General features: G+C 45.6%; 21 protein-coding genes. All 21 read right to left on the bottom strand.

From position 1 onward, the window contains the following. Nucleotides 1-26: 26 nt before the first annotated feature. The gene (locus tag Q7U10_08200; protein MDO8282584.1) at nt 27-1,139 is read right to left on the bottom strand and encodes a DUF1207 domain-containing protein; all 1,113 of its coding nucleotides are present in this window, start codon (nt 1,137-1,139) and stop codon (nt 27-29) included. A 132-nt stretch (nt 1,140-1,271) separates the two neighbouring features. After that, nucleotides 1,272-1,493, bottom strand: a complete 222-nt coding sequence (locus Q7U10_08195) for a DUF3185 domain-containing protein (GenBank protein ID MDO8282583.1) — start codon at nt 1,491-1,493, stop codon at nt 1,272-1,274. Between the two features lie 54 nt (nt 1,494-1,547). Continuing rightward, nucleotides 1,548-1,700, bottom strand: coding sequence for a lmo0937 family membrane protein (locus tag Q7U10_08190; protein MDO8282582.1), 153 nt, complete (start codon nt 1,698-1,700; stop codon nt 1,548-1,550). Nucleotides 1,701-1,745: 45 nt separating this feature from the next. Beyond that, on the bottom strand, nt 1,746-2,087 hold the full coding sequence (locus Q7U10_08185; GenBank protein MDO8282581.1) for a hypothetical protein: 342 nt from the start codon (nt 2,085-2,087) through the stop codon (nt 1,746-1,748). 198 nt (nt 2,088-2,285) lie between these two features. Then, on the bottom strand, nt 2,286-2,600 hold the full coding sequence (locus Q7U10_08180) for a BON domain-containing protein (protein ID MDO8282580.1): 315 nt from the start codon (nt 2,598-2,600) through the stop codon (nt 2,286-2,288). Between the two features lie 57 nt (nt 2,601-2,657). Next, nucleotides 2,658-3,944, bottom strand: coding sequence for an OmpA family protein (locus Q7U10_08175; GenBank protein ID MDO8282579.1), 1,287 nt, complete (start codon nt 3,942-3,944; stop codon nt 2,658-2,660). A gap of 17 nt (nt 3,945-3,961) precedes the next feature. Continuing rightward, entirely contained in the window at nt 3,962-5,842 is a 1,881-nt protein-coding gene (locus tag Q7U10_08170; GenBank protein ID MDO8282578.1) for an Ig-like domain-containing protein, read from the bottom strand. A 112-nt stretch (nt 5,843-5,954) separates the two neighbouring features. Next, complete coding sequence (locus tag Q7U10_08165) at nt 5,955-6,284, bottom strand: putative quinol monooxygenase (GenBank protein MDO8282577.1); 330 nt, start codon at nt 6,282-6,284, stop codon at nt 5,955-5,957. A 219-nt stretch (nt 6,285-6,503) separates the two neighbouring features. Continuing rightward, nucleotides 6,504-7,628 carry a two-component system response regulator gene (locus Q7U10_08160; GenBank protein ID MDO8282576.1) on the bottom strand — a complete coding sequence of 375 codons (1,125 nt, stop codon included), beginning with the start codon at nt 7,626-7,628 and terminating at the stop codon, nt 6,504-6,506. Between the two features lie 24 nt (nt 7,629-7,652). Next, nucleotides 7,653-9,566, bottom strand: coding sequence for a response regulator (locus Q7U10_08155; protein ID MDO8282575.1), 1,914 nt, complete (start codon nt 9,564-9,566; stop codon nt 7,653-7,655). After that, nucleotides 9,563-11,032, bottom strand: a complete 1,470-nt coding sequence (locus tag Q7U10_08150; protein ID MDO8282574.1) for a response regulator — start codon at nt 11,030-11,032, stop codon at nt 9,563-9,565. The genes Q7U10_08155 and Q7U10_08150 overlap by 4 nt, the downstream gene beginning before the upstream one ends. 39 nt (nt 11,033-11,071) lie before the next feature. Further along, entirely contained in the window at nt 11,072-11,437 is a 366-nt protein-coding gene (locus Q7U10_08145) for a response regulator (protein MDO8282573.1), read from the bottom strand. Nucleotide 11,438: 1 nt separating this feature from the next. Continuing rightward, nucleotides 11,439-13,778 (bottom strand): PAS domain S-box protein, encoded by a 2,340-nt coding sequence (locus Q7U10_08140; GenBank protein ID MDO8282572.1) that lies wholly within the window; start codon nt 13,776-13,778, stop codon nt 11,439-11,441. Nucleotides 13,779-13,810: 32 nt separating this feature from the next. After that, nucleotides 13,811-14,842 carry an ABC transporter permease gene (locus Q7U10_08135; GenBank protein MDO8282571.1) on the bottom strand — a complete coding sequence of 344 codons (1,032 nt, stop codon included), beginning with the start codon at nt 14,840-14,842 and terminating at the stop codon, nt 13,811-13,813. Next, entirely contained in the window at nt 14,839-15,519 is a 681-nt protein-coding gene (locus tag Q7U10_08130; GenBank protein ID MDO8282570.1) for an ABC transporter ATP-binding protein, read from the bottom strand. The genes Q7U10_08135 and Q7U10_08130 overlap by 4 nt, the downstream gene beginning before the upstream one ends. A gap of 340 nt (nt 15,520-15,859) precedes the next feature. After that, complete coding sequence (locus Q7U10_08125; protein ID MDO8282569.1) at nt 15,860-16,471, bottom strand: outer membrane beta-barrel protein; 612 nt, start codon at nt 16,469-16,471, stop codon at nt 15,860-15,862. A gap of 496 nt (nt 16,472-16,967) precedes the next feature. Next, nucleotides 16,968-17,423, bottom strand: coding sequence for a cyclic nucleotide-binding domain-containing protein (locus tag Q7U10_08120; protein MDO8282568.1), 456 nt, complete (start codon nt 17,421-17,423; stop codon nt 16,968-16,970). Between the two features lie 92 nt (nt 17,424-17,515). Next, nucleotides 17,516-17,992 (bottom strand): PRC-barrel domain-containing protein, encoded by a 477-nt coding sequence (locus tag Q7U10_08115; protein ID MDO8282567.1) that lies wholly within the window; start codon nt 17,990-17,992, stop codon nt 17,516-17,518. A gap of 348 nt (nt 17,993-18,340) precedes the next feature. Beyond that, nucleotides 18,341-19,834 carry a glycosyltransferase family 39 protein gene (locus Q7U10_08110; protein ID MDO8282566.1) on the bottom strand — a complete coding sequence of 498 codons (1,494 nt, stop codon included), beginning with the start codon at nt 19,832-19,834 and terminating at the stop codon, nt 18,341-18,343. Continuing rightward, nucleotides 19,827-21,530, bottom strand: a complete 1,704-nt coding sequence (locus Q7U10_08105; protein MDO8282565.1) for a sigma 54-interacting transcriptional regulator — start codon at nt 21,528-21,530, stop codon at nt 19,827-19,829. The genes Q7U10_08110 and Q7U10_08105 overlap by 8 nt, the downstream gene beginning before the upstream one ends. A 41-nt stretch (nt 21,531-21,571) precedes the next feature. After that, nucleotides 21,572-24,466, bottom strand: coding sequence for a chemotaxis protein CheB (locus tag Q7U10_08100; protein MDO8282564.1), 2,895 nt, complete (start codon nt 24,464-24,466; stop codon nt 21,572-21,574). Between the last annotated feature and the right edge of the window lie 112 nt (nt 24,467-24,578).

The following is a 24,578-nucleotide window of genomic DNA, read 5'->3' as shown; positions in this document are numbered from 1 at the left end:
CAGATTTCCGTGCTCAACAAACTCCGTCAGAATCCCAGAGATACCCCCATGCCGTAGTATGCAACCTTATTGTTGTAAAACTGGCCGCGCGGATTAAACCCCTTGTACCACTCGGCCATTAGGCGCAGGCGGCGCTGCCCCGGGTTGGGATGGCCGAACTCAAGGCCGGCCTTGACGCTGGTATCAATAGCCCAGTTATGGTCTTCAAAGCTCTTCAGGTCCACTCCGCCTACAGGCCTGCCGTTCCACAAAAGCGGCTCATTGCCGCGATACTCTATTCCCCAGTGGGCGCTCATAGGCTTCAAATCTGCCGGTTCCTTGTGGATCAGGTACTCACCGCCGCCGTACACACGCCATCCGCTCCATTCACGGGAATAGATGAGCTCAAGGGCTTCATAGGTGAGGTTGATCCGTTCCGGAGGATTAACGCTTTGAAGAAATTCATCACCCAGGTGTGAGCTCTGATGATAAATGCGGAAGCGGAGCGAATTATCGCCATGACGGTAGGTCACGGGAATGCCTATGGTGTAATCTGTATTAATAAGGTCGTGAGAAGGTGTGTCCATGTTGAACTGGGCGAACAGGGCGCCTTCCACGCCCACTTGCATGCCGTCCCTCTCACGGCTGCCGAATAACCTGTACATGCCAAATGTCTCTCCAAAGCCGACTGATGCCATATTGTATCTCACACCCGGTGATTTGAAGTTGTATATGCTGACAAAAAACCTCAGCTGCTTCGGGTCAGCGAGGAGCGGCAGAAACAGGTCGCCTGTCGGATAAGATTCCCCTTCGCCTGTTATCCCTATAAATCTGCTTACAGCTCCAGGTTTGCCCATCTCTGCAGGCTTCACCACGATCAATAGCTTCTGCAGTCCTTCAATATCGCGCAGCTGCTTGTCAGCCTCATCACGCCGCACCGGGTCATCCTTAAATAATGTGATCGTTGCAACCCCGTTGACGATCTTCAAAATATAGCTCTCTCTCTCCCAGTGCAGGTCACGCTCAAGGATGGAGGCTACATAGCCGTTCAAAAATTCATCGCCTGCCCTGTCCGCAGCTGCTGCAGGAAGAGTGAGCGAAAAAAGCAGTAAGCAGAGACAGGCGGTGATTCGCATCAGCATGGCCACTTCATCTTCCATTGTTTTGTCACCACTAAGTGAGGGTAAACGTCAGCCCGATGGGTCAGACGTCCTTGATCATTTAAACTTTGAGGCAGCAAGTGGTTTGACTTTCATAGCCAACCCATTATGGTTAAAACTTATTAATTTTAATCAGCTCTTTTTATTCCCCAAAACCAGCAGCAATATGCCGCCCGCTATCGCAATACCACCCGCTATGGGCGGCAGCGGAAGTGTTCTTGTCTTCTCAGCAGTAACCTCGATAGGGCCGAGGTCAACGACCTTCTCTGTGGTCGTGTAATTGATGCCTTGATACGCAAAGGCGATAACCCCTACAATGATGAGTATGATGCCTAACAGTGTATTTGTCTTCATTTTGCCCCTTTTTTTCTCTTGTTAATTTAATTGAGTTGATAACCGTCGGCACTTTTAACCCAAAGGTCTTCGCCCCCTGATAATGTTGACCAGCACCATGATAATGGCAACTACCAGCAGGATGTGAATGAACCCGCCCATCGTGTAGCTGCTCACAAATCCCAGCAGCCATAGAATTATCAGTATTACTGCGATCGTCCACAACATATGCTCCTCCTTTCAACTTAATCCCGCATTACCACTAATAAACGATTAATCACGATCCTTGTCGTCATTTCCGCGCTTCCAGCCCTTGTCCTTATCATTGTCCCTGCCCTTGTATTTAACCTCTTTTGGGTAGTGTCCCCTCGGCAGGTCCATCCACGGCCCGCTCTTTGCGTGTGAGTAGAACCAGCGGTTGTTCTGGTAGTAATAGTAATAACCGCTGTGATAGTAGTACGGTTCATCTACCAAGATCACAAGCTCCGGAAGGCGCGGCACAATGACCATTCCGGAATCCTGACGTCCGGCCGGAACCAGCACGCATGCAGCGAACATAATAAACGATGCGAAAATTACAACCATTCCTAACACCCTTAAAATACATTTTTTCATCTTTGCCTCCTTGGCGGGCGAAACCCGCATTGCTGATTTTTTTTCGATCAGTCCCTATATTTTATAATATGTCTTTTTTCATTCTGCTCTATGGAGAAAGGATACTTTCCCCTCTCCGTAAAACAACATAACCTGAAAAAAGCAGTTAAAGGGGCACTCCGGGAATTTAAGCGATTTCACGGAGTGCCCCTGTTTTATCTACTTTTTCTGTTCCATCTGCAATGTGCTCTTTACAGATTTCACGCCCTTGATCTGCCAGATCTTTGATGTGATACGCTCTTCTGCTACCTTGTCATGTATGTAGCCGGACATAACAACATTTCCATTTGTAGTTGTAACATTGATCTTCAAGAACTGTGCGTCCTGGTCTTTGACGATTATCTCATTTGCTTCTGCGGTAATGCTCGCGTCATCAATGTGCTCGCCTGCCGTTCTGCCTGTCATAGATGCACAACCCGAAAACATGGCTACTCCGAAAACCATTAATACTGACAACAAAATAAAGTTTTTCATCTTATTCCTCCTGCATTTTAATGTGCAATCATATGATTGCAATGTTGCTGTGTTTAACTATTTAATAGTGATCTCAAAAAGAACTCTCATGTTAGCCTTTGCCGCTTTTGAGTAAAGGTCTTTAGGCGCCGCCTCATACTTCTCCGGGCTTGCTTCACCATATCCGATCTCGGAAAGCCTGTCAGGTGTAGTTACATTTTCATTTATGAGGTAATCTTTGACAGCATTTGCCCTTCTTTCACTCAACTTTTGATTGTACTCTTCAGTGCCGGAAGCAGATGTATAACCGGCAATACGTATATTGGCTTTAGGGTTTTCTTTGAGCAGCTGAAGATTTCTTTTAAGTATCACCTGCGCTTCTTTTGTAAGGGTCGACTTGTCAAAATCAAAATGTATGTCTTCAAGGGCAAGGACGATTATCTTCTCCTCGATCTTCGGCTCAGATGCAACTGCGATCACCTTCTCCTCAGCCTTAGGCTCGGACACTAAGATAACTACCGGCTTTTCAACCTTTGTTTCAGTCTTTGTCTCAGCTTTTTTCTCAACTTTAGTTTCAGGTTTCTTCTCATACTTCTCTGTCTTGACAGGTACGGGTTTTTCCCTGCCGCCGAACGCAAAGGTTATACCAACGGTAGCCGCGATATTATTGTAAGACTCCTGGAATATCTCCGTGACCAGATAATCTCTCACATCAAATCTTAAGGCGATATTGTCCGTCATCCATAATTTCGCGCCTATCCCAAAATTAAAAGCAGCCATATCATGATCCGACATCTTCGGATTATAGTGAACTCCTCCGAAGCCTGCAACCAAAAATGGGTTGAAATTACCATCCGGCATTATGTGATAGATAGCATCGACATGGTAAAGGGAAAGGCGCACTTTATCCATGGGGCTTCTGAACTGTCCTTCCTTGGTACCTGTTATTGACTTGTCATCAACGCGGCTCTTCATAAATTCCACAACGCCTTCAATACCAAAGTTTTTTGTGAAATTATAGCCAAGCCGTCCGCCAAATTCAGGGCTGTCTTTCAGGTTCTGCTTGCTCTCAAAAAAATTGTATCCTACGAACGGACTCACTTCAAATGATCCAGCCTTGATCTCAGAACGGGCAGATAAGGGAAGGAGAAAAACGAATGCAGCCACAATCAGTGCTGCTCGATACATTGCTTTCATAGTACATCCTCCTTTTATATAGTTGCGTTTTACTGTTGCCTTTCCGGCTCTTTTCAAAAAGCCGTATGACATTTCTTTGTGCCAAAAGAACGAAGCGTTATAAAGAGGCAAAAGGGAGACAGTCTGAATTATGTAAAATAGCCTGTCTTCCCTTTTGCCTGCTTTCATGCCAAATACCTCATATATTAATCGCAAATACCAGGTGCGGAAATATGGCCTGGCACTGAAACTGTATTGGCGAGGAATGTAAACGCGCCAGCCCCGCTTGCCCCGGACAACAACCGGCCGCATGATGTCGCTCCGGTCCCCATCGAGATCGAAGCAGAAGCCAGTATGTTTCCCTGGAATGTAGTACCTGAGTTAAGAGTAGCTGAACTGCCCACCTGCCACCAGACGTTAGATGCCTTGGCACCGCCGGTCAGGGAAATCGTGCTGCTGACCGCCGTGGTGACTGTCGAAGATGGTGCCTGGAAGACCCAGACAGCATCAGGATCGCCCAAAGCATCGAGTGTGAGAGTTCCAGATACACCTATCGATGAGTCTGTTGCGGATATATAGACACCTGGAGGAAGAGTGGAATTGCCGGCACAACCTATGCCCGCACCTCCGCCGCCAGCGGTTCCAATAACACCGCATCCCAAAACAGTAGCGCCCGGCAGATTCGCTTTAGTGAGGCTGTTCCACTTAGCGAGCAAGGCTGCCATGACTGCATCTGCAGTGGTTGTGTCAGGATGAGTTTGTGTAATTACCAGCTCCCCGGCATTATGTGTTGGAGGAGTTCCTCCGCAGAGACCAAAATCATTTCCCGTACCAACAGCAACAGCATTGCATGTACCTAGGGGATCCAGCACTACATCACCGTTAATCTTGGTGGCCCCGGTGTTGGTTATCCCGCCGGCTGATGCGATCGCGAACGGGTCGAGAATCCCAAGTGTTACCGGAGGAGAACATGTCGTTGTGCCTGTTGTAAAGCTCCATACTTTATCAACTGCCAGCCCATTACCGGCCAGATCCTTAGCCCCGGTTGTGATTGTGGCTGTATATTTGGTGCTGTTTGCAAGATTGCTGCCTAATGTAAAAGTCGCCATCTTGGTTGGTGCATCATAGGTCACTACTCCCGGTACGTTAACTGAACCCACAAATGTCTTTAGCGTAAAAGTGGTTGCCGGAGAAACGAGCGTTGCAGGGTCCATCGCCTCATCGAAGGTTGCAGTTATTAACTGGTTGATACACGACCCTGTTGCGTCCACATCAGGGTCTGTAAGAAGCACGGTTGGTTTGGTGGTGTCTGCGGCCGCACCTGTAGTAAAGGTCCAAACTTTATTAACTGCCAGTGCATTTTGAGCCAGGTCTTTTGCCCCGGTTGTGATCGTGGCTGTATATTTGGTGCTCGGGGTAAGATCACTGTTTGGATTATAAGTAGCAGTGGTGCCAAGGTAGGTCACTACTCCAGGGACGTCAACTGCGCCCACAAATGTTTTCAGCGTAAAACTGGTTGCCGGAGAAGCGAGCGTTGCAGGGTCCATCGGCTCACTGAAGGTTGCTGTGATACTTTTATTGATGGACACATCTTCTTCTGTATCAAAAGGGTCAGTGAGAATAACCGTTGGTCTGGCGATGTCTGCGGCTGCACCTGTGGTAAATACCCATACATAGGCACTTGCCAGTGTATTACCAACTAAATCCGCGGCCCCGGTTGTGATCGTGGCTGTATATTTTGTAGAGTCCGCAAGATCGCTGGTCGGATTAAACGTTGCAGTAGTGCCAAGGTAGGTCACTACTCCAGGGACGTCAACTGCGCCCACAAATGTTTTCAACGTAAAACTGACTGCCGGAGAAACGAGCGTTGCAGGATCCATAGCCTCACTGAAGGTTGCGGTAACGTTCGTGTTCTTCGCTACCCCCTCAGCATTATTTAGAGGAGTTACGGCAATCACCATCGGCGCTGTAGTGTCGCCCGGATTCCAATGTCCGGTTTCTCCTCCACCTCCGCATCCCGTGATTAAGAAAACTCCCAGGATTAAGATAAAAACAAGATAATTTTGCTGAGCCTTAAATCTTTTCATGATAACCTCTCCTCCTTTTTCTGCTTTAATTTGAACGTCTTTTTTGAATCAGTTGCCTGCATCTTTAAGACCTCCTTAATGAATTTTGTTGTTTTCAAAACCTCAACATCTTTTATCGTATTTTCTGCCGTACCTTTTCTATCAGCTCCATTCCAGCGGTGTGCGACACAGTGTTGAACCGCAGTTCAGGCTGTTCGCTCAGAAGATCAACGAGCGCAAGCAGCCGCCTGTGATTATCTGTGAGGATGTGCCTCTCAAGATCTTCCTGTGTCTCCCATTCCTCCAGCAGGACAAAAGCATTTCTGTTCTCCACGTCTTCATATAGACGGTAAGTCAGACAGCCCCTTTCAACCCTTACGGGTTCGAGCATCCCCCGCATCGTTTCTAAAAGATCATACCGGCTTTCAGGCCGTACAACCATCCTTAATGTCGCTAGTATCATCGTACCCCCACACTCTTATATTCAGACATCGGATACCGAATTTCGTGCTTTGAGGTTATATAGAGCAGAATCTGTGCCAGGTCTGTTGATTAAATGGCAATAGCCTCTATCATGTTGAAAGTATTCATGAATAGGATAAGGATAAATGCAAGGAATAATTATCTTGAAAGATGCAGCTACTGATATATCAGGAGGCTGCTGATATATCAGGAATTATTCTTAGCCATGGCGGTATTGCTGCAGCAGGTTTTTAAGTTCAGGAATATCAAAAGCCTGTGGATCATGGTCATCATATTCCTTCTTAATAGTGAGTATCTCGTCCAGGATGAAAAAGAAAGCATCCACCACATCCGGATCAAAGTGGCTTCCGCTCCCTTCCCTGATTATGGCCAGTGCCTTTTCCACAGGGAACGGTTCCTTATATGGCCGCTTGGATGTCAAGGCATCGAATACATCAGCGATTGCAGTTATGCGGCCGGCTATTGGTATCTCTATACCCTTAAGACTATTTGGATAGCCGCTTCCATCCCACTTCTCGTGATGATTCAGGGCTATCGTCTCTCCAAGCCTTATGAATTCTGCATTTGATCCCTTGAGTATCTTGGCGCCAATGACCGCATGCATCTTCATGATCTCCCACTCCATCGGGTCAAGCTTGGCCGGTTTCGTCAGTATCAGGTCTGGTATGCCTAACTTGCCCAGATCATGCATTGGCGCTGCATAAAGAATAGTTTCAACAGTAATTTCGTCCAGTCCCATGCGGCGGGCAACGGCAGCGGAATAACGGCTCATGCGTTTTATGTGTGCGCCTGTGTCCTCGTCCTTGTACTCAGAGGCCATGGACAGCCGGTAGATAGTATCCAGCGAAGCTTCTTTTATCATCTCAAAGGCACGCTTTAATTCCTCGGTCCTGCTGGTTACCTCGGCCTCCAGCTCTTTCCGGTAATTGCTCACCAGGTCATTATAGTCCTTGACCTTAAGCAGAGATCGTACCCGGGCTAAAAGCTCCATCTTGTCAACAGGTTTTGAAAGAAAATCATCGCAGCCGGAATCAATTCCCTTTACACGGTCTTCGGATTCCCGCAGTGCGGTAACCAGAATTATCGGAAGCAGCTGATGTGTATTATCCTGCCTTATCCTGCGGGTAACTTCAAAACCATCCATGCCCGGCATCATTACATCAAGCAGGATCAGGTCGATCTGGTTTTTGGAAAGTATTTCCAGCGCATCATCACCATTTGCCGCCGTGATAATTTCATACCCCTGCGTAAAAAGATATGCTTCGAGAAGTTCAATGTTTTGAGGCTGGTCATCTACAACTAATATTGCCGGTTTGTCTTTCATTCTATATCTCTTTTGAATTTGAGTTTAAATTGGCTGGGTTCCCTTGTTTATCCCCGGCAGTTTCACAAAGAACCTGCACCCCTTTCCTGCCTCAGACTCAAGCCAGACCTTTCCACCGTGCCTCTCAACTATCCTCTGCACTATCATAAGCCCCAGCCCATCTCCGGCCTTCGCAGGATCAAGCTGATGAAACATATGAAATAACTGCTGCTGATGTCCAAGGGCTATGCTGATGCCGTTATCCTCTACGCAATAGACAGAGCTGTCACCTTCCTCATATCCTGTGACCTTTATCTCGCCTTTCCGTTCAGGGTCAAGATACTTAACTGCATTCTCCATGAGGTTTGAGAATATGCGGCTTATCTGTTCCCTGTCTCCTGTGCAATGCGGCAAGTTTGCCACTTGAAGGCTTGCGCCTGCCTCTTTCCATTTATAATTCAGATAGCCTGATATCTCTTTTATCAGCATATTCATATCTATCTCTTCCATCTTCAATTCCAGCTTGCCGGAGCGCGAAAACTCCAATAGCCCGTTCAGAAGCATTTCCATCCGTATAACGCTTTTATTGATAAAACGAAATGACTCAGGAAGTTCTTTTACAAGTGATGACAGCTTCTGTTTGATTTCAGCAGATATATCTTCCATGTCTACAACCCTGGTTATATTATCAATAGTCATTTGAAGTTCATGGGTATAACCGTTAATATTGACAAGAGGGGATTTAAGGTCGTGCGACGCAGCATATATGATCTGCTCAAGCTCTCTGTTCTTGATATCAAGTTCGCTGATAAGTCGCACCAGCTCTCCTTTCGCCGCTTTGCGCTCACTGACATCGCGGATGTTGCATTGTGCCAGGTTAGCCCTGTCAACCATATATATGTCCGTGTAGATATCTTGCCCGGACCTGGTTCTTATCGGGACATCATCGTAATTGAGAACGCCGCTCCTGTCCAATGATTTCATTATTCCCGGGAAATCACTCATGTCGAGCGAGACCCCGATATCCTGTATGGTTTTTCCGATGAACTCTCTTTCGGAGTAACCAAACATTTTCTCGGCAGCCGGATTCGCATGGATTATATGCCCTTGAAGTTTTTCGAGAAGCACTATCCCGTCGCTTGCAGTCTCAAAAAGACGCCTGTATTTCATTTCAGACTCTGTTAACAGATCTTCCAGCCGCTTGCGCTCGGTGATGTCCTCAATGGCAAGGAGGATGATCCTTTCTTTTCCCCACACTCTTTTGATCTGCCGGGCATTTAAAAGCATTACGCGCCGGCCGATGGCGGCAAAATCGTGTTCAACCTCATAGTTGTCAAAGGTTGCTTTTTGGGGAAGGATGGTCTCCAACAGTTCCCGCAGCTTTGGGATATCCCACTGTTTATCTCCCAGGTCATAGATAAGCTGCCCCACTGTCTCTTCAGGTTTTACTATGAAGAATTTATAGAAAGAACGGCTGGCAGTGACTACTCTGAGGTCTTGATCCAGTGCTATCAATGGTTCACGCACGGTGTTGATGACGCTCTCAGCATATTCATGGTCTTCATCAACTTCGTCATTCAGAAACTTTATCCTGAGAAGCGACCTAACCCGGGCTAAAAGCTCATGTTTATCAAAAGGCTTGGTGATAAAATCATCGCATCCTGCCTCAAGGGCCTTTACCTTCTCTTCGTACTCCGTATACGCTGTGACCATAATTACCGGGATACGCTGTGTCTTGTTATCGGCGCGCAATTTCGCCAGCACTTCAAAGCCGGACATCCCCGGCATCTTTACGTCGAGCAGTACCAGATCGACTGTATCACCAGAAAGTATTCCCAGCGCTTCTTCGCCGCTTTCAGCCTGAATAATTTCATATCCCTGCGTGACAAGATGCGCTTCGAGAAGTTCAATGTTCTGGAGCAGGTCGTCGACAACTAAGATTACCGGTTTGTCTTTCATTCTCCATCTCTTTTAAATTCACTGATCTCTTTAGGCAAGGTGAAGCTGAAGGTGCTGCCATTGGCTGGTATGCTTTCAGCCCATATCGATCCTCCATGGCCTTCTATTATTGCTTTGGCAATGGACAACCCGAGCCCTGAACCCTTTGAGTTCCCGGCACGATAGAAGGCGTCAAATATATAAGGCAGCTGATCTGCCGGTATTCCTATGCCTGTATCTTTAACAGAAACAAGTATCTCTTTGCCTCTGTCTGATATTTTAATAGTTACAGTTCCTTCCGGATCGGTGTATTTTATTGCGTTGACAAGAAGGTTTCTGATCACGCGATTTACCATAGCAGCATCTGCATTAGCTTGAGGAGTTATTGCATCCGGGTTTTCAAGGCATATAATTATTTTCTTCTTTTCAGCCTCGACTTTTTCTGCTTCAATATTTTTGCGGATCTCCTCTTCTATGTTAAATAGAGCGTAAACAGGCTTATATTCTATTGCTTCAAATCTCGAAAACTGCAGAAAATCTGACAGTAATTGAGATAATTTATTCAGCTCACTATGGATAATTCCAAGGTGGTTTTGCTGCTCTTCAGTCAGCGCCCCTGCCTTGCCTGAGATAAGTCTCGACAGAAAACCTTCCGATGTTACCGCAGGATTTTTCATGTCATGCGCAAACATGGAAAGGATATTCTTGCGCTCTCTTTCCAGTTTTCTGGACTTTGTAATATCTTCAATCGCAAGGAGGATCATGTGAGAACCTTTTTCCTTGTGAGTGATACGGCGGGCATTGAGAAGCATTATTTTGTGCCCAATGTTTGAAAATACATGTTCAACTTCATAGTCATCGAACTTGTTGTTTTTGGGAAGAATATCTTCAAGCAATGTCCGCAGCTTTGGAATATCCCACTGCCGGTTTCCAAGGTCATAGATAAAATTACCTATAGTTTCTTGCGGCGTGACCTTGAAAGAAGTGTAAAAGCTGCGGTTTGCTGAAAAAACCCTCAAGTCTGAATCCAGCACAATAAGGGGTTCACGCACGGTGTTGATGACGCTCTCAGAGAATTCGTGAGCTTCATCTACTTCGTCATTCAGAAGCTTTATCCTGAGAAGCGACCTTACCCTGGATAAGAGCTCATGTTTATCAAAAGGCTTGGTGATAAAATCATCGCATCCTGCCTCAAGGGCCTTTACCTTCTCTTCGTACTCTGTATACGCTGTGACCATAATTACCGGGATACGCTCTGTCTTGATATCGGCGCGCAATTTCGCCAGCACTTCAAAGCCGGACATCCTGGGCATCTTTACGTCGAGCAGTACCAGGTCGACTCTATCGCCGGAAAGTATTCTCAGCGCTTCTTCGCCGCTTTCAGCCTGAATAATTTCATATCCCTGCGTGACAAGATGCGCTTCGAGCAGTTCAATGTTTTCGGGCTGGTCATCGACAATTAAGATTACCTGTTTGTCTTTCTTCATCTTCCTCTTATTAATTCAACTTCCAAGCATTCAAGAAACTCACTTTATAAATTGACTGATATCCTTCACAAAGGTGCGCGTATCTATCGGCTTGCCTATAAATACGCTGTTCGGGATAGCGATTATCTCCTCCATGCCCTCTGCCATGACCGAGGCGGTCACAAAAATAACCGGAATACCGCATGTCTCTTTGTCCTTACGCAATATCCTGACAGCTTCAGTGCCGCGCATATCAGGAAGCCGGATATCCATTACGATAACATCAGGTTTTTCCCTTTTTGCAATGGCAATTCCATCGGTAGCATTTTCAGCTTCAAATACCTCGAAGCCTGCGACCTCTAAAAGATCTCTTTCCAGCATCAGATTATTTTTATTATCATCTACGACTAATACCCTCTTTCTCATCTCACTCCCCCCTCTTTGATATAATTGGCAATGTAAACCGTATCGAAGTTCCTTTGCCTAACCCTTCTGATCTTGCAGAAAGCTTCCCGCCGTGCAGCTCAACCAGTTTTCTGGAAAGCGGCAAACCGAGTCCCGTTCCCTCAGTTACCCTGGAATATGGGGTATCAACACGGAAAAAACCTTCAAATATCTTCTCCATGTTTTCAGGCGCAATACCGACCCCGGTATCCCAGACCACTATCTCTATCTCATTATCGGCTTTTCTCGTAGAAGCCCGCATGCCGATCCGGCCGCCCTCGGGTGTAAATTTAACTGCGTTAGAAAGCAGGTTATAAAGTATCTCTTTGACCTTGAGATCATCCGCCTCGATATTCGGCAGGTCTTCGGCTATCTCAATCAGCATTTCGATCTTCTTTTTGCTGACCATATCAGCTACCAGCAGTGAAATTTCATTTAACAGGCTTTTCATTGGCAGACTGGATAATGCAAGATTCATCTTTCCGGCCTCGACTTTTGCCATATCAAGTATCTGGTTTATCAGCAACAGAAGGTGCTTTCCGCTGGTTAAAACATTGTTAACGTATTTCTTCTGCTTCTCATTCAGCGGCCCGAACGTTTCGTCGTAAAGCACTTCAGAGAAGCCGTTAATGGAATTAAGCGGGGTCCTAAGCTCATGCGACATGTTAGCCAGGAATTCTGATTTTACCTGAGCGGTACGTTCCAACTCGGTGGCCAACTCCTTTAATTCTTCATGTGCTTTTTCCAGGCCGGCTTCTATCTCCTTACGCTCGGTGATATCTTCAATAGCAAGGAGGATTATACGCTCCTTGCCCATCCCTTGTTCAATCTGCCGAGCGTTCAAAAGCATGATGCGCCTGCCGATTGTGGCGAAATCGTGTTCAACCTCATAGTTATCAAAAGATGTCTTTTGGGGAAGGATGGTCTCCAGCAGTTCACGCAGTTTGGGGATGTCCCACTGTTTATTTCCAAGGTCATAGATAAGCTGCCCAACTGTTTCTTCAGGTTTGACCTTGAAGAATTCATAGAAAGATCGGCTGACCGTGACCACTCTGAGATCCTGATCCAAAGATATTAAAGGTTCACGCACAGTGTTGATGACACTCTCGGCGAATTCACTGACTTCATCCGCGGATTTTTTTATGACCTCCAGTTCTTTCCGGGTCTTTTCAAGGCCGGCTTCTATCTCCTTACGCTCGGTGATGTCCTCGATAGCCAAAAGAATGATACGCTCCTTTCCCAACACTCTATGGATCTGCCGGGCATTCAAAAGCATAATGCGCCTGCCGATTGTGGCAAAATCGTGTTCAACCTCGTAGTTGTCAAAGGTTGTTTTTTGTGGAAGGATGGTCTCAAGTAATTCCCGCAGTTTGGGAATATCCCACTGTTTATTTCCCAAGTCATAGATAAGCTGCCCAACTGTCTCTTCAGGTTTGACCTTGAAGAATTCATAGAAAGACCGGCTGACCGTGACCACTCTTAGATCCTGATCCAGAACGATCAATGGTTCACGAACGGTATTGATGATGCTCTCGGAGTATTCACTGACCGTCAGCACCTGCTTTGCCTTTTGTTGTTCGGTTATGTCGTGCATAATGGCTGACACGCCGTAAATCTTTCCAAACTTGTCCTTGATCGATGAAAGAGACAGAGAGATATCAATTACTACCCCGTCTTTTCTTACACGCTTTGTTTCATAATTATCAATCACTTCTCCGGACTGCAGCTTTTTAAGATGGTCAAATATTTCTTCCTGATAATCGGGTGGAGCTAATAAAGAAATATTTTTACCCTGCACCTCTTCTTCTGTATAGCCGTATATTTTTTCTGCCCCTTTGTTCCAGCTGACAATATCTCCCTCCAAAGTTTTTCCGATAATGCCGTCGACAGATGTATTAACAATTGCTGCTAAATCAAGATAAGATTTTTCCGCAATCTTGCGCTGTGTGATATCTTCGATAGCCAGGAGAATAACTTTAAGTTTTTCAGGCGGATTGGGTATCCTCCGGGCATTTAACAGCATGGTGCGCCTGCCTATGGTAGAAAAATTATGTTCAACCTCATAGTCATCAAAGGTTGCCTTTTCAGGCAGGATGGTTTCCAGGAGTTCCCGAAGCCTGGGGATATCCCACTGTTTATTGCCCAGGTTATAAATAAGCTGCCCCACGGTATTTTTCGGCATTACCTTGAAAACCTCATAAAAGGATCGGCTGGCGGTGACTACCCTTAGGTCCTGATCCAGAACGATCAATGGTTCACGCACAGTATCGACTATACTCTCTGAGTATTCGTGGGATATTGATGTCTGTTTTTTTAAGAACATTTTAGTCTCCTGTTTTACTGTGAGAATTCCATTTACATCAGCCAGCGCTTTTTCATTAAAAGATATGCCAGGAAAAAGGTTAACAGCCCGACTGCAAGAAGGTAAATCCATTCAAATGACAGATTTGATATTCTGCCGCCATCCAGGAGTATCGACCTGACCGGCTCAAAAAACTGGTAAGAAGGCAAAAAGGGTGCAACGGCAGTTAATTTTTTTGAAAAATCCGATAACGCAGAAGGAAGCAGATGCGGCAGATAAAAAATAAGCCCTAAAGTTCTGGCGCTCGCCTGATTGCGGCATAAAAAACCCAAAAATATCCCGTAAGAACTGAAACAGAAACTGCCGGCCAATATAAATGCGGCATAGCTCAGGACATTACCGAAATCAAATCCACCCATCAGATGGAGGAAGAGGACTGCTATGAATATTAAGATCATGCCTGAAAACAATTTAGCGATAAGCCACTCAATCTCCCGCATGGGGGTCTGCAAAAGGGCAAGAAGCAATTTCTTTTCCTTCTCTTCGGCAACCTGCGAAGGCATTATAATGAAGCTTACCATTAAAACCAGCATCAGGATCCAGGTAGGCAAAGTCTGTTTTTCGATCCCGCCTTTCTGAAGAGGCTTAATATCAGAGATCCAGTTTACGCTATGCCCTTCTGCTGCTATTTGCAATGCTGAAAAGCTCTCCACTATTGAAAGGGCCTGCATCGACTCTTTTTTCAAGACTATAAGATCTAAACTGTTTTCATACTTTTCAGACCTTACTAACATGCCGTCTATCTTTTTTTCTTTTAACCATAGTTTGCCTTCCGCTTCATCAGAAACAAAAGAAACTGTAAATACTCTATCTGCTGATCTGATTGCCTGCAGAATAACAGGAGCATACATCTCTTTTTGAATAAGCCCGATATTGATCTTTTTAAAATCCGTATCCGAAACATCCACTAACTTCAAAGAGAAAAATACAAAGAAAGGGATAAAGAGGATCAGAAAGATCGTCTTGTTCTTAAATGCGATGGCCAGATCATTTAATGTTAATGTAATGATATTTCTCAGCATCATTGATATAGCTTTTCATGAACTTCTGATTGGAAATATTGTTGTGGTGAACCATCGAAGACCATAGATCCCTGATGCAGGACAATTATGCGGGTTGCAAGTGTCTTTATCTCTTCAGGCCGGTGGGAAGTAAAGATGATAGTCTTTCCTGAAGCATGGAAATCTTTCATCAGCCTGTAGATCTCTTTCGTCATATCAAAGTCTATGCCTGATGTGGGTTCATCAAACAGAAGCACGGGAGGGTCTGCCAAAAGAGCGCGACCGATGCTTACCCTCTGCCTTAACCCTTTTGACAGTACCTGTATCTTGTTGTTGCGAAATGCCATCAGGTCGAATTCCTTCAGGATATCTTCTATCCGCAGGAAAGGGACTCCGAAAAGACGGGCAAATATTTTGAGGTTATATTCAACTGAAAAGAAATCAAAGAGATTGGGGGTTTCCGGTACAAAACCTATCTTCCTCACAACATCCAATCTGTTCTTCAGATCGATGCCGTCCACTAAGACATGTCCGCTGTCAGGAAGGTGCCAGCTGGATAATATTTTCAAGAGTGTAGATTTACCCGCTCCATTATGCCCGACGAGGGCGATAAGTTCTCCTTTTTCCACCCCGAAACTGGCCGACAGAAGCCCTCTTTTTTCTTTATACATTTTTGTAATATTATGGATATCTATCTGCATAATATATTTTTCTTTTATCCGCCTTAAACAAGTGATGGCCCGATGCTTTTATTAATTATCAATGCAGCTATCAAGAATAATGTATAAAGGGATGGCAACGAATGACCTTTTCAAACGTTGTCATCCCTCAGAATGTCAACAACAAGACCAGTGGCAACACATAAGACATCTTACATAAGGTTCTTATGTCCGCTGCATTAAATACATGATCCCAAATACTAAAGCTACTACAACCAAAACTCCGATTACGAAATCCATTTCACCCTCCTTCTTACTGCCGGCTGTCGAATCACTTTTGCCAGCTGGCAGTAATCAAATGTGCTGAAGTTTATGGCCAACCTTAGAAGCGAAAGCCCAGGTCAGCCGTAGTTGTGAACCCGTCTATATTGACGTTCTGCCCACCAAAGGAAGGTTTGGCCCAAAGATATCTCCCTTCGATACCTACGAATACCTCATCGGTGAGGTTGACATTCAATCCGACACCGCCATGCAATCCATAGGTTATCTTTGAGGAACCTTCGAAACTGCTGAGATTGCCGTTCACCTCAAGCTTGGTGAAATAGGCTCCTATACCAAACTCTCCATACGGCTCTATGATTCCCACCGGGAGATACACCTTTGCTGTAGCAAGCACAGGGACAACCTTCAGTCTGGTTTCGCCCGGCTCTGCTGATGGTGACCCTTTGCTTTCAAAATATCCGGCGCCAAGTTCTACGGATAAGATTGGGAGGAAGTAATGGCCTAAAGCGATCTCACCATTAAATCCGGTCTTGGTATCCAGGCGGCTCTCGTATCCTCCGTTGAAATTATCCAGGTCATATTCCTCACTGGGTGAATAAATACCGCCCTTGAGCACCATATAATTAGATGGTTTATCGGATGCTGAAACCTGGGATGCGATAGAGACCATTGCTATTGTAAAAACCATAAGCCATATTTGTGCTGCCTTCATGTTTTCTCCCTTTATCGGTCTTTGCAAGTGTTAAGGTTTCTTGCATAAGATACTTATGTCCGCTGCATTAAATACATGATCCCAAAGACTAAAGCTACAATAACCAGAATTCCAATGACAAAATCCATTTTACCCTCCTTTTTTTATGTGCGCTTCGCTAAATACATGATTCCGAAAACTAAAGCTACCACAACCAGAACTCCGATGACGAATCCCATTTTTACCCTCCTTTCATTAACTCGTTTTTGTTTAATGAAATAATTTTAACACCTATTACATCCATTGTGAAGATGCTTTGCTGTTTGCTATATATTGAATAGCAGAATGTGTGCCAGGATTGTTATTAATATGGCAGGAGACCCTATCCTCTTGAAAACATTGATGTTTACGGAAGGCTATGACGAGGGAATGATAATTTAAAAAAATGCAGGGTTCTGATATATCAGGAGGGTGCTGACATGTCAGGAATTTTTATGTCTACTTCAGGTCTGACAGATCAGAAAAAGACTGCGAGGCGGTCAATGGACTTTCTTAAACGAAACGATACGGTATGCAGCATACCCTTTAAGAGATCTGCTCCCAATTTAGGATTTGTTTCGATCAGTTTATCCAGGTTCTTCTGAGTAATGATCGCAAGAGTTACATCTTCAGTTGCCTCTGCCGTAACTGCCCTGAGGCTTTCGTCAAGAATACATAATGCGCCCTTGCTGTATATGCCAACGACCAGTTCCCTTCCCTCGAACTCTGTCTCTTTCTTTATCTCCACACTGCCTGAAACAATAAATGCTATGTAATCGTAAGGGTCTTCTTTTTTCCATAACATCCCGCCTGCAAGTATACTCTTAATTTCAAAGAAAGCAGACAGGTTCCTGATATCTTCATCACTTAGAAAATTGAATAAGCTGTCCCCTTCTTTCATGCAGGCATAGAGGCTTTTAAATATATCGTCCATGTTATCTCCTATATCATTCAAAGGCAGCCACTGGTTGACCAATGGCTGCCTGAACGACCTATACGGATCTTACAGCTTTATCACTAATGTATTTACTTAGCTTCTTTTTCCATCATATGTTCCATGTCGCTTGCTTCCCAATAGAGCTCTACGCCGTAGAATCTATATGTATCTTCAGCATATTTACGATTTGAAAAGTCAGGCCATTGTTTGCTGTTCTTTTCATAATTCGGGGCAGTTGCGAGCTTCTCTTTGCTGGCATCAAGAGTCGCGTTCTTATTATCGGTGATCTTCAGGGCGTTCATTGGCACCGGTATAAGTTTATCTCCTATTGCAAGCGCGCCGCCGTGTGTAATGACCGCGAATGTAACTATGTTGTTGCTGATCGTCAGGTCTGTGATAGTCCCCAGAGTTTCTCCCTGAAGGTTTTTAACAGTGGTCCCGATCAGATTGCTTGCCCATTGTGTGGTTGCGCTTCTGTCATTCATCATATCAGCGGCAAACGCGCCTGTTACTACGAGGACTAAAGCGATAATGTTCATTGCAATTATTGATGTAAGTTTTTTCATCTTCTTCTCCTTTGTTTTTTTAGGTTATGTTGTCAAATTACGAGTTAAGCCGATCAATATCTTTTCAGTATGCAAACCTCCTTTTTAATCATCTGATAACCTGCTGAATTTTGTTATCAGTGAATATCAACCGCACTGTCAATTTGTCTTTCAGTCTTATTCATTGCAGAATCTGTGCCAGGAGTGCCGTTGATAGGATCGTATTCTCTATCATGTTGAGAACATTGAGATTTCAGAAAAAGCTGTGAGGAAAAATGAGACAATAAAAAATTGCAGGTTTCTGATATATCAGAAGTATGCTGACATGTCAGGAATTATATTGATACTATCTAAGAATCAGCTCCCCTCTTAAGCGCCATCCTCTTTCTTCTGAAAATGCGCTATCTTTATTCTATTGAACTCAAGGTGTATCAAACCCTTTTGCTCAAAATATTTGTATAGTTTGTTCACTAATTCCGAATTGTGATTCAATATGTATTCCATGGACTCTGTTTCAGTATAATTGTCGCTGACATATTTCAGCACATCCCGGGTTTCCGAGTTATATGCCCCGCGGGAAACTATGAGCCAGAAATCATTCTTATCTATTTTTTTTACCTCCTCAAGAGAATCAACCGGGGATATTCCATTTTCATTAGAGCATGCGTATAAATCGTCACTATGAAAACATCCCTGATCGAAATAATATGAGAACGGCAGTATCTCATACGAAGCCATAATTATCACTTTATCCTCTTTCCGGCCACTCGCCTGAATATATTCAGCGGCTTTATTCCAGGGATCTTTTGTTGTTTTATTCTGCTGCACAAGCAATGCGGCAATAGATAAAACTATCAATGCTGAAATAAGTACCGGCCTGATCTCTGCCTTCATTCCGAAGATTGACCGGGAAGCTATTATGTATAAAGGAAAAGAGACAAAATAAATGTACTTTGGGATAAAGACCGGAGTAAACAATAAGGAATAAGTGAAGGGGACTAAAATGGGTATCAATATCCAGAGTGGGAAAAAGGTATTTCTTTCGAATTTATACCTAAGCACCAGCAAAGAGCATATCAGCATTAATGCTAATCCATAGAATGAGAACACAGCTCCTGAAAAAAGATTATACATGATGTAAGTTAATTGCAGAAACGACGGCCTTGAGATCCAGGAATGATAATTATCCGAGATTATGCCGGGGAGCTGGATCATCCTTGGGATATAAAACATGAGGACGATTAATTGCAGCAAGGCCCATGCCTTCACTTCCTTTGAAAGCCTGAACCTGTTTACAATAAATTGATGCAGGTTCTGTACGAGGACGATCAGTAAACCATACAGATGTGAGTATATGAGAAAAACAGTGCTTATTAAATATCCGGCAATGATCCACTTCGATGCAGCTTTGTTCAACTTAGAGTAAAAATACATTGACAATAATGTCAGCGAAAAAAAGAGAGAATATGTCCTTGCCTCCTGTGAAAAGTAAACATGCACCGGAGAAACAGCAACTAAAAGGGCAGAATATATTCCTACTTTCTTATTGAAAATATGTGCGCCTGATAAATAGATGAAATAAATAGAAGCAGTCCCGAAGAATACAGAGAGCAGCCTTATTGAGAACGCTGAGGTACCTGTGAGCTTGATCCAAAAATGAAGCAGGAGATAATAAAGCGGCGGAGAAAGGTCTTTTAAATTTACAACATGTATGAAATCCTGTTGGCTGTGATATATGGAGTAAGCTTCGTCCAGCCATATGCTCTGAGAGGATAACTTATATATTCTCAGAAGGAATCCAGCGGCAACTATAAGCCCTAAAATAAAATATGTGGATAAGGCGGGGCCTGATCTGTCAGGCATTTTTCTTATTTCTCTGGATGCCCAGCTTTTGCATCCTCGATTCAAGCGTCTTTGGATTGATGCCCAGGATCTTTGCCGCGCCGTCCTTGCCGCTTACCTTCCATCCGGTGGTGTTCAGCGCCTCGATGATGTGCCGTTTCTCTGATCCTTCAAGAGTCTCAGAATGATTTGCGCTTGACTGCGCGATCTTTGGTATATCCAGAAGCAGCACAGGCCCGGTGGTGATGATCATCGCGCGTTCAACAACATTCTTCAGCTCTCTTACGTTGCCCGGCCAGGGATAACTTTGCAAAGCTTCAACACTCTTCTGAGGTATTGATTCGATACGCTTGCCCATCCTCTTGCTGAACTCCTGCACAAAAGACCATATGAGCGGCAATATATCCTCGGGGCGCTCACGCAGAGGCGGCACGATGATCTGAAAGACGTTCAGGCGATAGTAAAGGTCTTCCCTGAACCTGCCATCAAAGACAGCCTTGCCAAGATCGCAGTTCGTAGCCGAAATTATCCTGACGTCGACCTTCATGGTCTGGGAGCTGCCGAGGCGCTCAAACTCTCCGCTCTCAAGCACCCGAAGCAGCTTTGCCTGAAGTTCCAGCGGCAGTGAGTCTATCTCATCCAGGAAAATAGTTGAAGCATTCGCAAGTTCAAAACGGCCTAACTGCTTTGACAGCGAGCCGGTAAAAGCGCCCTTCTCCCTGCCGAAGAGTTCACTTTCTATGAGCGTCGGCGGCAGGGCGGCACAGTTGATCTTGATCATGAGCCGGTCCTTTCTTGAACTCATGCCATGGATGGCATTTGCCACCAATTCCTTTCCGGTGCCTGTCTCCCCCTGTATCACGACCGTTGACTCTGTTCCAGCAACCTGTTCTATCTGCTTTAAAACGCTCCTGACTACTTCACTATTGCCGACAATCTGTTTATGTGAGTGTACCAGATCGACCTCTTCACGAAGGTAGAGATTCTCTTCGCGCAGCAGATCTTTTAACTGCTTGACTTCATTGAGCGCCTGTAGCAGCGACCCCTCTGCTTTTTTGCGTTCTTCTATTTCCAGCAAGAGTTGCTGATTTACATTAACCAGATCTTTTGTCCGTTCCTTAACGCGCAGGTCCAGCTCAACATATACCTTCCGCAGCTCCTCCTCTGCCTCTTTACGAATTGTGATGTCGCTTATCGCGGTGCGGCAACAAGCTGAAATAGCTGAGCAGTCCTTCACAGCTACGCTTTGTAACCGGACAAAGATTACAGAGCCGTCTTTTCTCTTTAGCCATATTTCACTGATCAGGCAAGCCTCTATTTTCAGCGTCTCCATGAGGTACTCCCTGAAGATGTTCAAGTCCTCTTTAATGACAAATGCTGATAACGGCTTGTTTATTAAACGCTGACGGTCAACACCCAAAAGTGCGGCGCCTGTAAGGTTGACTTCAACTATAACGCCGTTCTTGTCAAAAGTGAAATAGCCGATCGGCGCCGCATCATACAGGTCGACATACCTGCTCCGTGAAGCTTCGAGTTCCTCCTGCGCCCTGCGCATCTCTTCATTCTGCATCTCCAGCTCTATCTGGTGTGTTGCGAGTTCATGAGCAAGGGTTTTCACATCCTGCATAGAGATGCTCTTCAGCCTTTCTGTCTGCTGCTTCAGCCGCTCTTCTGCTTCTTTGCGAAGCTTTGCGAAATTCTTGATCTTTTTTTCCATGCTCTATCTTCTCCGGTTCGATGTTTTGATTGTCAGCCCCATTACTTCTTTCTCCCTGTGATGTCCTCTATAGCAAGGAGGATCATTTGGGTCTGTTTGCCGTGCTCATGGATCCTGCTGGCGTTGAGCAGCATTTTTTTGCAGCCGATATCCTGAAAGTCATGCTCAACCTCAAAATCCTCAAACTGCGAGTTCTTGGGAAGTATCTTCTCCAGAAGCTCCCTGAGCGCAGGTATGTCCCACTGCCGGTTGCCAAGATCATAAATACGTTTCTTCTCAACATCACTTTGCGACATCTTGAATGTCTGATAGAACGACTTGTTTGCCGTTATCACACGCAGCCCCTCGTCAAGAACAATAAGCGGCTCCCGCACAGTTTCAACAATGCCTTCGGCATAGGCGAGTGCATCCTTCTGTGCTTCTTCGGCATTTTTCTGCGCGGTAATATCAATAAAGGTGATAACCGCCCCGTCAATGACATTCCCCGTGGTCCGGTAAGGCAGTATCCGTGTCATGTACCATAGGCCTTCATGGTGTCTAACCACCCTCTCGTTCAAGGTGAGCATCTTCAACGTATTCTCAATATCTTTCTTCAGTTCAGGATAGTCCAGCTTTAAAGAAAAATCTCCGATAGGGCGTCCGACATCTGTATCCACAAGATTGAGCACATTGACCGTTGCCGGTGTAAAGCGTTTTATACGCAGGCAATTGTCCAGAAAGATAGTGGCGATCTGCGTGCCGGTGATAAGATTGTTTAGATCATCATTTGCCGTGGATGCCTCATCCATCTTAAGCTGCAATTCCGCGTTGATCGTCGTAAGCTCCTCATTAACCGACTGGAGCTCCTCTTTTGATGTATCCATCTCTTCAATGGTGCTTTGCAGTTCCTCGTTCGATGACTGCAGTTCCTCATTTGTCGATCTGAGTTCCTGATTCGTGGTTTCAAGTTCTTCTATAATGGTCTGGAGCTGCTCCTTTGCCGCACTCAGCTCGTGTTCCAGTTCAGCAACGTGCCGTTTCATCTTCAGCGAAGGCGGGATAGCCTTTTCTGCTTTTTGTCCTTTGGGCAGTGTGATCTCCTTGAACACAATCATAAGCAGGCCCTGCAGAGGGCCGGGCTGCCGCACTTCCAGGTTAATGGTATGGAGACCGCCGTTTGCCTTTACCTGCAGCCCGTCAACAGTTATGTCTTTCCCCAGTGTAACCGCTTTGCGGAGGGCGGCTCTCAGGTCCAGCCTTATGTCTTCGTGCGCCATTTCGATAATATTAAGGCTCGCTTTTCCGGAATGGGGCTCGAGATACCTGTTGGTCTTTCCGTAAAAATAGAGGATATCTCCTTTATCGTTAACGATCACAAAGGGCGGCGCGTGGTGGTACATAATGATCTTTTCGGCTAACGCCCCCATGTTTACCTCTTCGCGCTTCTTTATGACAGGTGCCGCTTCCGGCCCGGCGGCCCGTACGGGCGCTGCCGCTGTGCTTAACTCAAAGGGAGATGCATGAATAGCCTCTGTCCCCTTTGCCCTGAATATCTTCCATTTAGCGTGAAGAGTTGAAAACATGCCGGCATGGTCCCCTATGGTTTCAGAAGTTCCCAAACAGAGAATGCCTCCGGGCTTCAATGAGTAATGGAACATGGGGATAACCTTCTTCTGCAACTCGGCATTAAAATAGATAAGAACATTTCTGCAGCTTATCATATGCAGCTGCGTGAAAGGCGGGTCTTTGGCGATATCCTGCACGGCAAAGACGATCATCTGCCTGATCTCTTCCCTGATCTTATAACCGGAGGTTTTTTTGATGAAGAAGCGGTTCAGCCTCTCATTAGATACATCTATCGCAATGCTGTTGGGATACAGGCCGGTGCGCGCCATATCGATCGCCTCTCTGTCGATATCAGTAGCAAAGATCTGCACTTTGTATTTTTCTTTCAGCGTGCTCATATATTCCTGAACGATAATGGCTACGGAATATGCCTCTTCGCCGGTCGAGCATGCCGGTATCCAGATACGCACCGGCTGCCCGGGAGCTCGGTCTTTGAAAAGGAGCGGCAGCGCCTTCTCTTTGATCATCTCAAACGCTTCGCGGTCTCTGAAGAAGTTAGTGACTCTTATCAGAAGCTCGCTGAAGAGCAGTTCGATCTCATGAGAATTGCTGCGGAGATAAGTGACATAATCGGCCATGCTTTCGACCTGGAGAATTGCCATTCGCTTTTCTATTCTGCGCAGGATGGTATTCTGTTTATAGAGTGAAAAATCATGCCCGGTATGGTTCCGTATCAGCACAAATATTTTATACAGGGGTTCGGAAAATTTGCTTTCTGCCTTGGCCTCCGGTTTGGGAGGATGCGGATAAGCATGAGATATGTAACTCATCAATTGCCCGGGCATCTTGTCTGGCGGCAGAATATAGTCAACAAGCCCTGTGGCTATGGAGCTGGCAGGCATGCCGTCATACCGTGTGGTCTTCGGATCCTGAACGATAACCAGTCCGCCTTTTCCTTTTACCGCGCGCAGCCCTAAAGCTCCTTCGGTGCCGGTGCCTGAAAGCACAATACATACAGCCTTTTCTCCCTGGTCGTCGGCCAATGTGCGGAAAAAGAAATCTATCGGATGCCGCAGCCCCCTGCGCTCAACAGGCTCCAGCAGCCGAAGCGTCCCTTCCAGTATCGCCATATCCCTGTCAGGGGGAATGATGTACACGCAATTCGGATCGGCCTTCATTCCGTCTTCAGCCTGCAAGACGACCATCTTCGTATTCCGCTGCAGCAGCTCTGCCATCAAGCTCTTATGCTCGGGAGCAAGATGCGGGATCAGTACAAATGCCATGCCGCTGTCAGACGGCATGTTAGTAAAGAATTGCTCGAAAGCCTCCAACCCGCCTGCAGAGGCGCCTATCCCGACAATGTAGAAAACACTCTTATTAGCTGTGCGCATTGCAGTTTTATGGGGGGGGGGGGGGGGGGTTAAATGGTTCGTTTTATTTTATTCGCTTCTTTGTAACGCGCCGGTTTTTTTGCATTTTGTTTTAGTTCGGAAGAGCACACGT

The sequence above is a fragment of the Thermodesulfovibrionia bacterium genome (assembly GCA_030646035.1).
Taxonomy (GTDB): domain Bacteria; phylum Nitrospirota; class Thermodesulfovibrionia; order UBA6902; family UBA6902; genus JACQZG01.
This window is presented reverse-complemented; position numbering and strand designations above follow the sequence as displayed.